The sequence below is a fragment of the Paenibacillus cremeus genome (assembly GCF_007786445.1).
Taxonomy (GTDB): domain Bacteria; phylum Bacillota; class Bacilli; order Paenibacillales; family NBRC-103111; genus Paenibacillus_G; species Paenibacillus_G cremeus.
The window spans coordinates 169,986-182,989 of record NZ_VNJI01000002.1; the positions used below are offsets into that span (position 1 = coordinate 169,986).

The following is a 13,004-nucleotide window of genomic DNA, read 5'->3' on the forward strand; positions in this document are numbered from 1 at the left end:
GCAAAGGAGCGCCCACTTATGCCAGATCAACTCCAGCAAGGGGCACTGCAGGTCGTTAAGCGATTAGTCGGTCAGGGGTATCAAGCGTACTTGGTCGGGGGCTGCGTCCGGGACGGGCAGTTAGGCCGACCTGTGAAGGACTATGATATTGCCACTTCGGCCAAGCCAGAACAAGTGCAAGCCTTGTTTGAGCGTACTATCCCAACCGGACTCCAGCATGGAACCGTTACCGTTTTGATTGGACGGACGCCGTATGAGGTCACGACCTTTCGAAAAGAAGGCGATTACGAAGGCTTTAGACGCCCCAGTGAAGTCGAATACATCGATAACCTGCAGGAGGATCTGCAGCGGCGCGATTTTACGATGAATGCCATGGCCATGGATCAAGACGGTCAGCTGATCGATCCGTTCCATGGCATGGACGATGTGCGGGCAGGGATCCTGCGCTGCGTAGGACACGCTGCGGAACGGTTCAGCGAGGACGCCCTTCGGATGCTCCGCTGCTTACGGTTTGCGTCTGAGTATGGCCTACGGATCGAAGACTCGACATGGCAGGCGTTGCTGGCGGGGAAAACGCTGCTTCGCCATATTGCCATGGAGCGGGTACGCGCAGAGCTGGAACGGATGCTGGGCGGCCGCAATCCGGACTTAGCTTTGCAGCTCCTTGTCGATAGCGGCGTACTCGACCATACCAAGCAAGAGCTCCAGCTGGCCCGTATCGTGGGGGCGAAGCCAAAAACCGAGCTCGGTTCCTTGCCGGGTAGCTTGCTGCGTCTTGCATGCCTTTATATTGAAATGCAGATCGACTCTGCTGCTGTAGAGGAAGACCTACGGCTGCTTACCTTTTCCAAACAGCAGATCGAAGCGGTACGCAGCATGGTGGCGGCGCATGAGATGCTTCACTCTCTCAACGAGCAATCGTCTGGAGATGAGGAGGCCGGCACGCTGAAGCGAATCTGGATCCTTACGGCTCTTAGATACGGAGTTGAGGCCATGCATGGACTGCGGCAGGTTTATCGGCAGCTTGCGAATTCGCAAGAAGCTGATGTGCATTGGAGCCAGGAAGGGGAAGCGTGGCTCCATGCTCTTCCGGCATCCAAGCTGTCGGAGCTGCAGGTAACCGGTCAACTGCTGCTAGCTAGACTAGATACCAAGCCTGGGCCATGGCTCGGTCGTCTGCTGGGGGAGCTGCTGGAAGCGGTGGCGCTCGGCCTGCTGCCGAATGATCAGGAAGCGCTTCTGGAAGCCGCGCAACTGAATTATGCCAAGATACGGGAGACAGAGAAACGATGACCGATCGACTATTGGAGCTGTTCGAGCAAGCAGAGGGCGCTTTTATCTCAGGAGAAGATATCAGCAGCAAGCTGCAAATTAGCCGGACGGCCGTATGGAAGCAAGTGGAGCGGCTTAGAGAGCAGGGGTACCTGTTCGAAGCCGTTTCCCGCAAAGGCTATCGCTTACTTGCCAAGCCTGAAAAGCTCGATATTGCCCGATTGCTCGCAGGACTGCAAACCGAACGCTTCGGTAAAACCGTGAAATACTATGACCAGGTGGATTCAACGCAAACGATCGCCCACGCATTGGTTCAAGAAGGGGCCGCGGAAGGTACACTGGTCATTGCCGAGCAGCAGACCGCCGGACGTGGCCGAATGGGCCGCAAGTGGCACTCTCCTAAAGGCAAGGGGTTATGGATGAGCCTGATTCTGAAGCCGAATCTTCCGCTGCAGTTGACGCCTCAGCTTACCTTGTTATTCGCTGTCGCACTTTGCAGGACGATTAGGAATGTTTGCTCTGTAGAAGCGGGAATCAAATGGCCGAATGACCTGCTCATTCATGGCCGCAAAATTTCCGGTATCCTGCTGGAATCGAGCGCTGAGGATGAACGGCTTCAGCATGTCGTGGCGGGCGTTGGCATCAGCGTGAATTTGGAGAAAGAAGACTACCCTAGCGAGCTCCTGTCCATTGCGACTTCGCTGGCGATTGAAGCGGGACATCCGATCGACAGAGTGGAGCTGCTGTGTCGATTTTTGCTGGAGCTGGAGCAGCTTTACGGGCTGTATCAAGAGAAGGGCTTTGGCGCGATTAAGCTGCTGTGGGAGCTGCTGACGGTCTCTTTGAACCGCCCCATTCGCTGTCAAACCGCGCAGGGTGTCGTGGAAGGCATCTCGGAATCGATCGATGATAGCGGCGCATTAATGGTTCGCTTACCAGATGGAACGCTTCACAGACTGTACTCCGGTGATGTCGAATTTAGATGACTAATCATGTAAAGTTTGGTATAATGGTCTTTACAGAGGCGGTATCCGTAAGGAATTGCACTCTGGATTGGCAGTCATTTTCATGATTTGCAGCACCCAGCATTATGTCGGATTCTGCTCTGAGCCTTGTTGCCGTGAGAACACCTGATGGTGCTATCGCCGGCTAACCGTCCGGGACCGAGACAGAAGGATCATATGATTCTTTTTGCCATGTGAACCTTTTGGCCATCTGTACCTGGCGGAAGGTTTTTTTGCGTTTGCAACAATCCGGCAGCATTACGCAATACTAATGGCAAGACTAAACCCAAGAGAGTAGGTGAACGGATGGAAGCGCGAAGACCGGTTACAACGGCAAAGCTAAGAAGAATGAAGGAAGACCGCAATCCGATCAGCGTCATTACAGCGTATGATTACCCTTCCGCAATGCTCGCGGAGCAAGCGGGGATCGATGTGATCTTAGTCGGTGATTCATTAGGCAATGTCGTGCTCGGCTATGACTCCACCATACCCGTTACGTTGGAGGATATGATTTACCATACGAAGGCGGTGACCCGCGCGGTGAAAACCACCTTCGTAGTTACGGATATGCCTTTTATGACTTACCATGGCAGTGTGGACCAGACGCTTCGGAACGCGGCGCGCATTATGCAGGAGGGCTTGGCAAAGGCGCTAAAGCTCGAGGGCGGCGCGGAGATCGTCCCGGCGGTCCGTGCCTTAGTGCAGGCCGGAATCCCAGTGATGGGGCACATTGGTTTAACCCCTCAGTCGATTCATCAGATCGGCGGCTTTAAAGTGCAGGGCAAAAGCTCGTCGCAGGCCGAAAAGCTTGTCGAGGATGCTAAGGCCTTGGAAGAAGCGGGGGCCTTCGCGATTGTGCTGGAGCTCGTGACGGAAGAGCTGGCCGAGCAGGTGACGAAAGCGCTCAGCATTCCGACGATCGGCATTGGCGCAGGGGCCGGGTGCGACGGACAGGTGCTTGTATTCCATGATGTGCTTGGCTATGCTGGAGAATCTCACCCTAAACGCTTTGTCAAAACATATGCAAACATCGGCGATACGATTCGAGACGGCATTCGTCAATACGTGGACGAAGTAAAACAGCGGCAATTCCCGGCGCAGGAGCATGCGTTCCGTTTGGAAGACAAGGCGCCGGCACCAACCCATCTCTATGGGGCAGATCCCAGCGCTAGCGCCGCTAAGTCTAATACTTCAGGAGCCCAGCCGGAAGCCCAACGGGAGAAGCAGCCGACATAAGCGTGAGTTTATTCAACAAGAGGAGGGCCATCAGCCCTATGATGATTATTAAATCCATTTCAGAGCTGCGGCAGGCGATTAAGCAAAAAAGGGCGGAGCTTCCGAAGGCCACTGTCGGCTTTGTACCCACGATGGGCTACTTGCACCGCGGCCATGCGTCTTTACTCGAGCGGGCACGGAAGGAATGCAGCATCGTTGTGCTGAGCATTTTTGTCAATCCGCTGCAGTTCGGACCGAATGAAGATTTCGAGCGGTATCCGAGGGATGTGGAGCGCGATTTGGCGATCGCGAAGTCGGCTGGTGCGGATATCGTCTTTTTCCCGCAGGTAAGCGAGATGTATCCGAAGCCAACGAAAACGATCGTAGGCGTATCCGGTGTGACCGAGCGGTTGTGCGGCGCGTCTCGCCCGGGGCATTTTGACGGCGTGGCGACCGTTGTAACGAAGCTTTTTAACATCGTGCTGCCGGATTTTGCCTACTTCGGTATGAAGGACGCACAGCAGGTGGCGGTCATTGAACAGATGGTCTACGACCTGAACATCCCGCTGACCATTGTGCCTTGTGAGACGCTACGAGAGGATGATGGGCTTGCGATGAGCTCACGTAACGTCTATTTAAGCGATGAGGAGCGGCAACAGGCAATTGTGCTTTCTCGTGCCTTATCCGATGCAGAACAAGCGCTTGAGGCCCAGCAAGGAGCCATCACAGTTGAACAATTACGAACCGTTGTGACCGACCGGATTGCCTCGGCACCGCTCGCCGTCATCGACTATGCGGACATTTTAACTTATCCAGCCCTTGAACCCATGGATCAGATTCGGGAAGGCGAACGCTTTATCATCGCTTTGGCGGTCAAATTTGGCCGTACCCGCTTGATCGACAACCGCATTTATAATCGGTAATGAATGAACCCGCAGGAGGCGAGAGCCGTGTTTCGAACGATGCTAAAATCAAAAATTCACCGGGCCACCGTCACGGAGGCGAACCTGAACTACGTTGGCAGCATTACGATCGACCAAGACTTACTGGATGCGGTCGACATGCTTCCCAATGAAAAAGTGCAGATCGTCAACAACAACAACGGCGCACGCCTTGAAACGTATATTATTCCCGGGCCTCGCGGCTCCGGCGTGATTTGCTTGAATGGCGCCGCGGCAAGATTAGTTCAGCCTGGTGATGTCGTTATTATTATTTCATATGTCATGCTGACTGAGGAAGAAGCACGCAAGCACACACCACAAATCGCCATTATGGGAGAAAACAATAAGGTGGTTAGCGTACTGAAGGAAGAAATTCATTCCACGGTGCTGTAGGGAGAATGAAACGGGGCGAGCGGGCGCACAATGTAGATACCATGTAACGAAAGTAGACAGCTGCGCCGCCGGGCGGCGTGAGGTTGTACTAACTGAAGCTCAAGGTGGTGCAGCGTATGTTCAAGCATCTTTTTGCTTCCATGAATGATATGTTGAGCGAAGTGGCATCCGAGTTGCCCTCGGCCAAAGGAGCGAAGCGCAGGGAGCTGCAAGAGAAGCTTCGCGCACTGAAGGCAATGAGCGACACGTACATCGAAGAATGGCTGCTGTTCGAAGAACGGCTTGCGAAGCTCTCGCAGTCGGTCGGCGGCTCCCTCTTCGCGGCGGATACCAATGACCCGTTCGACCCCGAATTTTCCGGCAAGCGATCCGATCTCTTCATTCGCGGCCAGGGCTATTACAAGCTCAACATGTTTGATCAAGCGATCGAGGAGTTTGCAGAGCTGATCCGGTTATATCCCGATTTCAATTTGGCCCGTATTTTTCTGGCCATGTCCTATCTCCGCAAAGGAGAAACGTCGGAAAGCTACACCCACTTCCATTTTTTATCTCAGTTGACCGAAAATCTTCAATTAAGAGCCATCTCGTTTAATGCCATGGGATGTATTCAAGCACAGCGTCAAAATATGGATAAGGCTTGCGAGTTTTTTAATTTGGCGTATCGAACGGACCCGGCCAGTGTACAGCCATTAATCGATTTAGGTGTTTGCTGTGAGAAAAAGGGCGGTCTGCAGTTCGACTTCTCATCTTCGAGATCATAGAACCCATCGGTTTCGCTGCAGCACCAAGGCACCAAGGATAAGTTTGCTATTCCCTTTTCCCTCTAGTATTGGTATGCTTATGTGGAGAGTGGAACGAAGGGATGACTTGAGCACCAATGAAATTCGCGGTTTTGGATTTTGAAACGACAGGGAGCACGGCGGTGGATCGAGTGATCCAAGTCGGGCTCTTTATAATAAATGATCAGACCATTACAGATAGGTATACTTCACTCGTCAACCCGGGGCTGAGTATACCTTCTTCTATTACTGCGTTGACCGGAATCGATGACGAGATGGTCAAAGACGCTCCTACCATGGATGTCGTTGCGGCCGAGATGGTACCACTGCTTCAGGATGCGGTACTCGTAGCGCATAATGTGGCCTTTGATTTGTCTTTTTTGCAGCGGGCACTCGATGAGAATGGGTATTTTCCGTTTGACGGTCGTGTGTTGGATACGATGGATGCGCTCCGTGTGCTGTATCCGGGGCTATCCAGCTTGCAGCTGTCTATGGTGTGCCATGCCTTCGGCATTGAGCATGAGCGTCCCCACCAAGCGGACAGCGATGCGGAGGTTACCGCGCTCATCTGGCTTCGGTGCCTAGAACGTTTTCAGACGCTTCCGCTTCTGACGCTTCAGCGTTTAGAGATGGTATTTGAGGAGTCCTCGAGCGATTTCGGATGGTTCATCCAAGAAATGCGCTTATACAAAGAGCTTCATCAACCGTTGGACGCCGATGCGGATCGCTATTTTCGCCAATTTGCACTCAATGTGAACGATTGGGGCGACGAGGAGCCGGTGCGGGAGGATGAGGACATTCAGGCGCTCCCGGAGGAGTTTTCAGCGTTTTACGAGCAGCTGAAGCAGCTATTGCAGCAGCGGTTTGAAGCGTATGAGGAACGAGAAGCGCAGGTTCAAATGTTGCAAGACGTCGAGACCGCTTTCGAGAAGGACCAGCACCTGATGATCGAAGCGGGAACGGGAACCGGCAAGTCGTTAGGGTACTTGATCCCGGCACTGTATTATGGCATGAAGCAGGAGAAAAAAATCGTAGTCAGCACCCATACGATCAATTTGCAGGAGCAGCTGAGAGAGCGGGATGTTCCGCTTTTGCAATCGTTGTTTCCCATTGGCTTTAAAGCGTCAATTTTAAAAGGGCGCAGCCATTACTTATGCCTACGCAAATTTGAGCAAAAGATCAGTACTATGGATTTTGAAAATGGCCGCGACGATCGGGTAACCGCAGGTCAAATGCTTGTATGGCTGGGCGAGACGAAGCATGGCGATGATGAGGAGCTGCATTTTGCCAATAAGGGAAAGCAGTTCTGGCATTCGGTCGAGAGCGATTCGGATTCGTGTCTTAACCGCGCCTGCCCCTGGTTTAAAAAATGCTTCTATCACCGTGCGCGGCATGATGCGAATACAGCCGACGTAGTAATTACAAACCACTCGCTGCTGTTTACCGATATTAGGGCGGATAATCGGCTTCTGCCGGCTTACAAGCATCTGGTGATCGATGAGGCGCATCATTTTGAAGACGTAGCCGGGAAGCACTTGGGGATCGAGCTGCATTACCACGGCCTGTTGAATACACTGCACTGGCTGTATAAAGACGCTCGTTCCGGCCAGCTGTCAACCCTGCGGCATCGGCTTCTGATCTTCGAAGAAGAGCGTCCGAAGGCTTGGGGAATCGTGATCGATCAAGTGGTGGAGCGGCTGATCAACCTGAAGGAAGAGTGGGAGCAGCTGACCGAGCTCCTGTATCAGTTTGTCGTTACTCGCAGCAGTGATGCAACCCAATCGGAAGTCGGAACCCTTGTTTACCGGTTGAAAAAAGAGGAGCTGCCGGGCGGTTGGGATAAGCTGGCTGTGCTCGAAGAAAATATGCACTCCAACTTCAATGAAGCGCTCAAGCGGCTTGACAAGCTGATGAACGAAATGAAAGAGTACCAAGACGAATACAATATCCAGACGCTCGTCACGGATTTGGGCGGAGCTGTCAAGGAGTTGACTCGTCATCGGGATGCGCTTCACTTTTTTATGACGATGCCGGACGATAATTTCGTGTACTGGATGGAAGCGGGACAATACAACAAAAACCGCTCGCTGCTGCTGACTTGTGTTCCGATCGATGTAAGTGCGATGCTGAAGCAGCACTTTTTCGACGTTAAGGACAGCGTAGTCATGACTTCGGCAACGCTATCCGTAGGCAAATCGTTCGACTATACCTGTGATCAGCTAGGGTTGAAATTTGGAGAAGCGGATGGCAAATTAAAGACGGTGCAGCTGCCTTCTCCGTTTAACTACCGTCAGCAGGCGCTCGTGGCGATTCCTCGCGATTTCCCGACCCTTCGGGGCGGAGCCAGCGGGGAGAAAGAATTTATGGATAAGCTGGTGCCTTCGCTGGCGGAAATTGCGCTCGAAACGAAGGGGCGAATGCTGGTCTTGTTCACCTCGAACCGGATGCTCAAAAATACGCACGCTGCGCTGAAGGAGATGCTTGCGCCATTCGGCATTAATGTGCTCGGCCAGGGTGTAGACAGCAGCAATCGAAGCAAGCTGACGCGACTGTTCCAAAGCAGCGCTGCCAGTGTTCTGCTAGGCACGAGCAGCTTTTGGGAAGGGGTCGACATTCCGGGCGACGCGCTGACATGCCTTGCGATTGTTAGGCTGCCATTTCAGCCACCAAATCACCCGCTGGTCGAAGCGAAGACCGAGAAGCTGAAAAAGCAGAATCAAAATGCTTTTATGAAGCTGTCGGTGCCGCAAGCCGTGATTCGATTCAAGCAGGGCTTCGGGCGACTGGTGCGTACTGCATCGGACAAAGGGATTGTCATTATATACGATACCCGTGTTATTGATACAAACTATGGTAAGTATTTCTTATATTCACTGCCCGGTCCAAAAATCGAGCACATGAATGCGAGCCAGCTGGTGCCAAGAATAAAGCAGTGGATGGGTGAAAACGAAGCATGACGAAGACGATGAAAATATCTGAGGCCGTAGTCCGACGGCTGCCGATTTATCTCCGGTTCTTAAACGAGCTGAGCAAAAAAAATGTAACGACCGTATCGTCGCAGGATTTAGGTCAGAAGCTGGATCTGAATCCTGCGCAAATCCGCAAGGATTTGGCGTATTTCGGCGAGTTCGGAAAGAAAGGGATCGGCTACGACGTCGATTATTTGATCGAAAAAATTAGACAAATCCTCAAGATCGATAAAGTGATTCCCGTAGCGCTAGTAGGTGCAGGGAATTTAGGCCGAGCACTTTGCAATTATAATGCTTATTTAAAAGATAATATGAAAATTGTGGCCGTGTTTGATGCACAAGGAACCAAGATCGGTGAATCCATCAATAACCTGAAAGTAAAATCGATGGACGAGTTGTGCCCGATCATTCAGGAGCTGAAAGTGAGGATCGGTATCATTACCGTACCAGCCGCGGAAGCCCAAGCGGTTGCGAATCAGTTTGTGGAATCCGGTGTCGAGGCGATTCTGAATTTTGCACCCATTATTATTAAAGTACCGAGTGAGGTACGAGTTCATCACGCTGATTTTACAGCGGAGCTGCAAAGCTTAGCTTATTACTTAGATTAAATGGACATAAGAAAGCCCGAGGCGATTCATACCGCCTCGGGCTTTTTGCTTCACCGTTTAACTGGAGAAAACGAAAATAATTTTGTAAATCAAGAACGAGAGAGCAATACTGATCGGAATCGTAATGATCCACGTCATGACCATCTTGGTAACAGTCGACCACTTGACATCGTGGAACCTCATAACTGAGCCCGTCCCGATGATCGAGGATGAAATTACGTGCGTCGTCGATAATGGCATCCCCATCGCCGTAGAGGTTTGAATGACAATGGAAGAGTTCAAATCGGAAGCAAAACCGTTGATCGGCTCGATTTTAATCAATTTCTTACTCATCGTCTTAATGATCCGCATCCCGCCGATCGACGTTCCAAGGCCCATCGCGGTAGCGGCGCATACTTTGACCCACATCGGAACATCCAGATTCGTTTGGTAGCCCATAGCTACTAAGGCGAAAACGATGATTCCCATCGCTTTTTGGGCATCATTACCGCCATGCGAGAAGGAAAGAAGTCCGGCTGAGAAAATTTGAAGTGTTCGAAACAGACGGTTCAGTTTCGTACGGGATCGATTCCCGCCAAGCATAATCAACATCTTTATAATCCACATCACGACAAACCCTGTTGCAAAGGCTACGATCGGCGAAAGCACCAGAATAATGACGATTTCTTTGAATCCCGACCAATTCAGCGCGCTAGATCCAGCCCCTGCAATAACTGCGCCAGCAAGCGAACCGATCAATGTATGGGAGGACGAAGAAGGGATGCCGTAATACCAGGTGAGTAAATTCCAGATAATGGCCGTAAGGAGTGCAGCGATAACTATCTCCATGCCGTGGGGTATGGTGGCCGGATTCGCTACTTTACCCCCGACCGTTTTGGCGACTTCGGAAGAGAAGACGGCTCCTATAAAGTTGAGCACCGCTGCAAATAGCACTGCAAATCGAGGAGACATGGCACGAGTTGAGATCGATGTTGCAATCGCATTGGCGGTGTCATGAAACCCATTAATAAAATCAAATAGCAGTGCCAAGGCAACGATGATAATAAGTATGGTTATATTAGACATGTGATCCTCCTAGGCAAGCTGTGTTGGTTCTTCGGGCAATCGCTTAAGAATATCTCAACACTACACTCTCCAGGATATTAGCGACGTCCTCACATGCATCGGTTGTTTGCTCCAGACGCTCATAGAGCTCTTTCAGCTTGAAGTCATGGTATGGATCCTTTGGATTGGTGAAAATTTCACGGATGCCTTCCCGCATGAGCCGATCCGCTTCATTCTCTAAGCTGTTGATTTGTACGGTGTGCTCGGTGAGCTGCATGTATTTCTTTTTGGCGAGCAGCTTGAAGGCATCCAGAATATGCTGGCAGCTGGCTACGATCACCGCGGAAAATTCCTTCATATAATTATCCGTGGTTGTGATGTTCAAATAATCAAAACGGGCGATGGACGCTTCAATGCCATCCATTACATCATCCACTTTGGAGGCAAGCTCCATAATGTCCTCACGGTCAATCGGCGTAATAAACACTTTGTTCAGACCTTTGAAAATCTGGTGCGTAATTTGGTCGCCTTTATTCTCCAAATCCTTCAGCTGCGGATAAAATGTCGCCGGAGGCTGGTCGCCCATGACCGCATTACGGAACACTTGAGCGGCTTCGAGCGTATTTTCCGATGCTTTAATGAGCAGCAGCAGAAAGTCGGTATCATTCTTTTTCGCAAATAACATCAATTTGCCCCCCAGTATGGTTCTCTTTATGTAATGTAAATAAAGCCAAAAAGCACACAAAATTAAAAATAACACAACGGTTCTGAGGAATCAATCATAGTTTCTCCCGTTCATAAAGGGTTCATAATCTCAAATGATTGACAATCTCTGCTAGTGGAATTCGAGTGCTTGGCTTGCTTTTGATATGATGAAAGGGTACATTGTAGAGTGGAGATTATGATGCTGCAGCTGAAAAGGACGGGTGACACAAATGAAAAGAACGTTAATTACGAATGGTACATTTATTACGATGGACGAGCAGACTCCCATTGTAAAAGGATATATGGTTGTTGAAGGAAGCCGCATTACATATTTAGGTAAAGAAGCGCCGCAGCCGCAAGAACAATTTGACGAGAAAATCGACGGCACTGGAAAGCTCTATATGCCTGGCTTTGTCAATACGCATGGTCATGCGGCCATGTCACTGCTCCGCGGCTATGGAGATGATATGGCACTCCAAGTTTGGCTTCAGGAAAAAATGTGGCCGATGGAGGGCAAATTCACGTCCCACGATGTAAGAATCGGTACAATGCTGTCTCTGCTTGAGATGATCAAAGGCGGCACCACGACGTTTGTTGATATGTATGATCATATGAATCAAGTGGCGGAGGCTTCCGTTGAGAGCGGAATTCGCGCTTGCTTGACACGTGGCGTAATCGGATTGTGCCCTCGCGAAGTGCAGGACGCCAAATTGGCGGAAGCGATCCAGTTCGCAAAAGATTGGCATGGACAAGCAGATGGACGGATCACGGCTATGATGTCGCCCCACGGACCTTATACCTGCCCGCCGGATTATATTGAACGCATCGTACAAGCCGCGCATGACTTAAATCTTCCTATGCATACGCATATGTCGGAAACCGCCAGAGAAGTACAGGATAATGTGGATCAATACGGACTTCGTCCGGTTGCCCATCTGGAGAAGCTCGGCGTGTTCTCGCGTCCGACGTTGGTTGCTCATGCCGTTCATTTGACAGATGAAGAAATTGCGATTCTTAAGCAGTACGATGTAAGAGTTTCGCATAACCCTGGCAGCAATTTGAAGCTGGCGAGCGGGGTAGCGCGTGTTCCAGAGCTGTTGAAAGCAGGGGTCCTGGTTTCTCTCGGTACGGATGGCGCGGCAAGCAACAACAACTTGGACATGCTGGAGGAAATTCGTCTGGCGGCCTTAATTCATAAAGGCGTAACAGGAGATCCGGTAGCGGTCGCCGCTTGGGATGCGCTCAAAATGGGAACCTTGGACGGCGCGAAGTCGATTTGGCTGAATGATGTCGGCATGCTGAAGGCGGGCATGAAGGCTGATTTTATCGCGATGGATATGGAGCAGCCGCATTTTTATCCGCGGACGAACCTCATTTCACACGTGGTCTATTCGGCATCCTCAAGAGATGTTACGGATGTATGCATTGACGGACGATTTGTCGTCCGGAAGGGCGAATGCTTAACGATGGACGAGGAAAAAGTGAAGTTTGAAGCGCAGCAGTGCTTTGAGCGTTTAACCGCAGGCTAAGCCGGTGAGGCAACGAAAGGTGGAGCCGTAGATTCATGGGAACAGGGCGCAAATGGAAGGTGTGGCTGCTAACCGTAGCCATTTTGGTCGGGGCAGTCATTTTGGCCAGCTGGATGTTTACGACGGTAATGGACGATGAGTGGGGCTCGCAGCGAGAAGCCGTTCAGTCGGCCTATGAGAAAACCATTCTTACGAAGGCTGTGAAAGTGGATCGATTCGTAGGAGAAAAGTCTTATACGGTCATTCAAGGCGAGGATAAAATCGGTCAGCCGGTGCTCGTGTGGGTCGGACAAGACGAGGTCCGCTCAGAAATGGCGTCGAATGGCATTACGGCGGAGCAAGCGCAAAATCAGACGCTCGCGAAGCAGCCGGATGCGGAGGTTCTTCGAGTGACTCCGGGGATGATGAATGGAACGGCGGTCTGGGAAGTGTTCTATAAGCAGCTGCCGGAGGGCGAAGTCAAGGAGCAGTATTATTACGACTATTATCGATTTGCAGATGGTCAGCCGGTCGATACCTGGAGACTGTCCATTCAATAAAGTGAA

12 protein-coding genes are annotated in these 13,004 nt (G+C 51.2%); 10 read left to right on the forward strand and 2 right to left on the reverse strand.

The window, feature by feature from the left end:
• Positions 1–18 precede the first annotated feature (18 nt).
• The 8 genes from FPZ49_RS02780 to FPZ49_RS02815 all read left to right on the forward strand — a co-directional run bounded on the left by FPZ49_RS02780 (position 19) and on the right by FPZ49_RS02815 (position 9,181).
• Positions 19–1,293 carry a CCA tRNA nucleotidyltransferase gene (locus FPZ49_RS02780; RefSeq protein WP_144842941.1) on the forward strand — a complete coding sequence of 425 codons (1,275 nt, stop codon included), beginning with the start codon at positions 19–21 and terminating at the stop codon, positions 1,291–1,293.
• Positions 1,290–2,258, forward strand: a complete 969-nt coding sequence (locus tag FPZ49_RS02785; RefSeq protein ID WP_144842943.1) for a biotin--[acetyl-CoA-carboxylase] ligase — start codon at positions 1,290–1,292, stop codon at positions 2,256–2,258. Before FPZ49_RS02780 ends, FPZ49_RS02785 begins: the two co-directional genes overlap by 4 nt.
• 324 nt (positions 2,259–2,582) lie before the next feature.
• Entirely contained in the window at positions 2,583–3,512 is a 930-nt protein-coding gene (gene panB / locus FPZ49_RS02790; RefSeq protein WP_144842945.1) for a 3-methyl-2-oxobutanoate hydroxymethyltransferase, read from the forward strand.
• Positions 3,513–3,550: 38 nt separating this feature from the next.
• Positions 3,551–4,414 (forward strand): pantoate--beta-alanine ligase, encoded by an 864-nt coding sequence (gene panC, locus FPZ49_RS02795; protein ID WP_144842947.1) that lies wholly within the window; start codon positions 3,551–3,553, stop codon positions 4,412–4,414.
• Positions 4,415–4,441: 27 nt separating this feature from the next.
• Entirely contained in the window at positions 4,442–4,825 is a 384-nt protein-coding gene (gene panD, locus FPZ49_RS02800) for an aspartate 1-decarboxylase (protein WP_144842949.1), read from the forward strand.
• 116 nt (positions 4,826–4,941) lie between these two features.
• Positions 4,942–5,586 carry a tetratricopeptide repeat protein gene (locus FPZ49_RS02805; protein ID WP_144842951.1) on the forward strand — a complete coding sequence of 215 codons (645 nt, stop codon included), beginning with the start codon at positions 4,942–4,944 and terminating at the stop codon, positions 5,584–5,586.
• 116 nt (positions 5,587–5,702) lie between these two features.
• On the forward strand, positions 5,703–8,561 hold the full coding sequence (gene dinG / locus FPZ49_RS02810; protein WP_144842953.1) for an ATP-dependent DNA helicase DinG: 2,859 nt from the start codon (positions 5,703–5,705) through the stop codon (positions 8,559–8,561).
• The gene (locus FPZ49_RS02815) at positions 8,558–9,181 is read left to right on the forward strand and encodes a redox-sensing transcriptional repressor Rex (RefSeq protein ID WP_144842955.1); all 624 of its coding nucleotides are present in this window, start codon (positions 8,558–8,560) and stop codon (positions 9,179–9,181) included. Before dinG ends, FPZ49_RS02815 begins: the two co-directional genes overlap by 4 nt.
• 57 nt (positions 9,182–9,238) lie before the next feature.
• On the opposite strand, the gene FPZ49_RS02820 is transcribed toward FPZ49_RS02815, so the two are convergent.
• Together FPZ49_RS02820 and FPZ49_RS02825 are read right to left on the reverse strand one after the other, a co-directional pair.
• Positions 9,239–10,246 carry an inorganic phosphate transporter gene (locus tag FPZ49_RS02820; RefSeq protein ID WP_144842957.1) on the reverse strand — a complete coding sequence of 336 codons (1,008 nt, stop codon included), beginning with the start codon at positions 10,244–10,246 and terminating at the stop codon, positions 9,239–9,241.
• Positions 10,247–10,289: 43 nt separating this feature from the next.
• Positions 10,290–10,910, reverse strand: a complete 621-nt coding sequence (locus tag FPZ49_RS02825; RefSeq protein ID WP_144842958.1) for a DUF47 domain-containing protein — start codon at positions 10,908–10,910, stop codon at positions 10,290–10,292.
• Positions 10,911–11,160: 250 nt separating this feature from the next.
• On the opposite strand from FPZ49_RS02825, the gene FPZ49_RS02830 reads away from it, so the two are divergent.
• Together FPZ49_RS02830 and FPZ49_RS02835 are read left to right on the forward strand one after the other, a co-directional pair.
• Positions 11,161–12,459 (forward strand): amidohydrolase, encoded by a 1,299-nt coding sequence (locus FPZ49_RS02830; protein WP_144842960.1) that lies wholly within the window; start codon positions 11,161–11,163, stop codon positions 12,457–12,459.
• A gap of 35 nt (positions 12,460–12,494) precedes the next feature.
• The gene (locus tag FPZ49_RS02835; RefSeq protein ID WP_144842962.1) at positions 12,495–12,998 is read left to right on the forward strand and encodes a cell wall elongation regulator TseB-like domain-containing protein; all 504 of its coding nucleotides are present in this window, start codon (positions 12,495–12,497) and stop codon (positions 12,996–12,998) included.
• Positions 12,999–13,004 lie beyond the last annotated feature (6 nt).

Coding starts and splice junctions, on each gene's coding strand:
- FPZ49_RS02780 (WP_144842941.1), top strand. CDS start 19: ATGCCAGATCAACTCCAGCAAGGGGCACTGCAGGTCGTTAAGCGATTA.
- FPZ49_RS02785 (WP_144842943.1), top strand. CDS start 1,290: ATGACCGATCGACTATTGGAGCTGTTCGAGCAAGCAGAGGGCGCTTTT.
- panB (WP_144842945.1), top strand. CDS start 2,583: ATGGAAGCGCGAAGACCGGTTACAACGGCAAAGCTAAGAAGAATGAAG.
- panC (WP_144842947.1), top strand. CDS start 3,551: ATGATGATTATTAAATCCATTTCAGAGCTGCGGCAGGCGATTAAGCAA.
- FPZ49_RS02805 (WP_144842951.1), top strand. CDS start 4,942: ATGTTCAAGCATCTTTTTGCTTCCATGAATGATATGTTGAGCGAAGTG.
- dinG (WP_144842953.1), top strand. CDS start 5,703: ATGAAATTCGCGGTTTTGGATTTTGAAACGACAGGGAGCACGGCGGTG.
- FPZ49_RS02815 (WP_144842955.1), top strand. CDS start 8,558: ATGACGAAGACGATGAAAATATCTGAGGCCGTAGTCCGACGGCTGCCG.
- FPZ49_RS02820 (WP_144842957.1), bottom strand. CDS start 10,246: ATGTCTAATATAACCATACTTATTATCATCGTTGCCTTGGCACTGCTA.
- FPZ49_RS02825 (WP_144842958.1), bottom strand. CDS start 10,910: ATGTTATTTGCGAAAAAGAATGATACCGACTTTCTGCTGCTGCTCATT.
- FPZ49_RS02830 (WP_144842960.1), top strand. CDS start 11,161: ATGAAAAGAACGTTAATTACGAATGGTACATTTATTACGATGGACGAG.
- FPZ49_RS02835 (WP_144842962.1), top strand. CDS start 12,495: ATGGGAACAGGGCGCAAATGGAAGGTGTGGCTGCTAACCGTAGCCATT.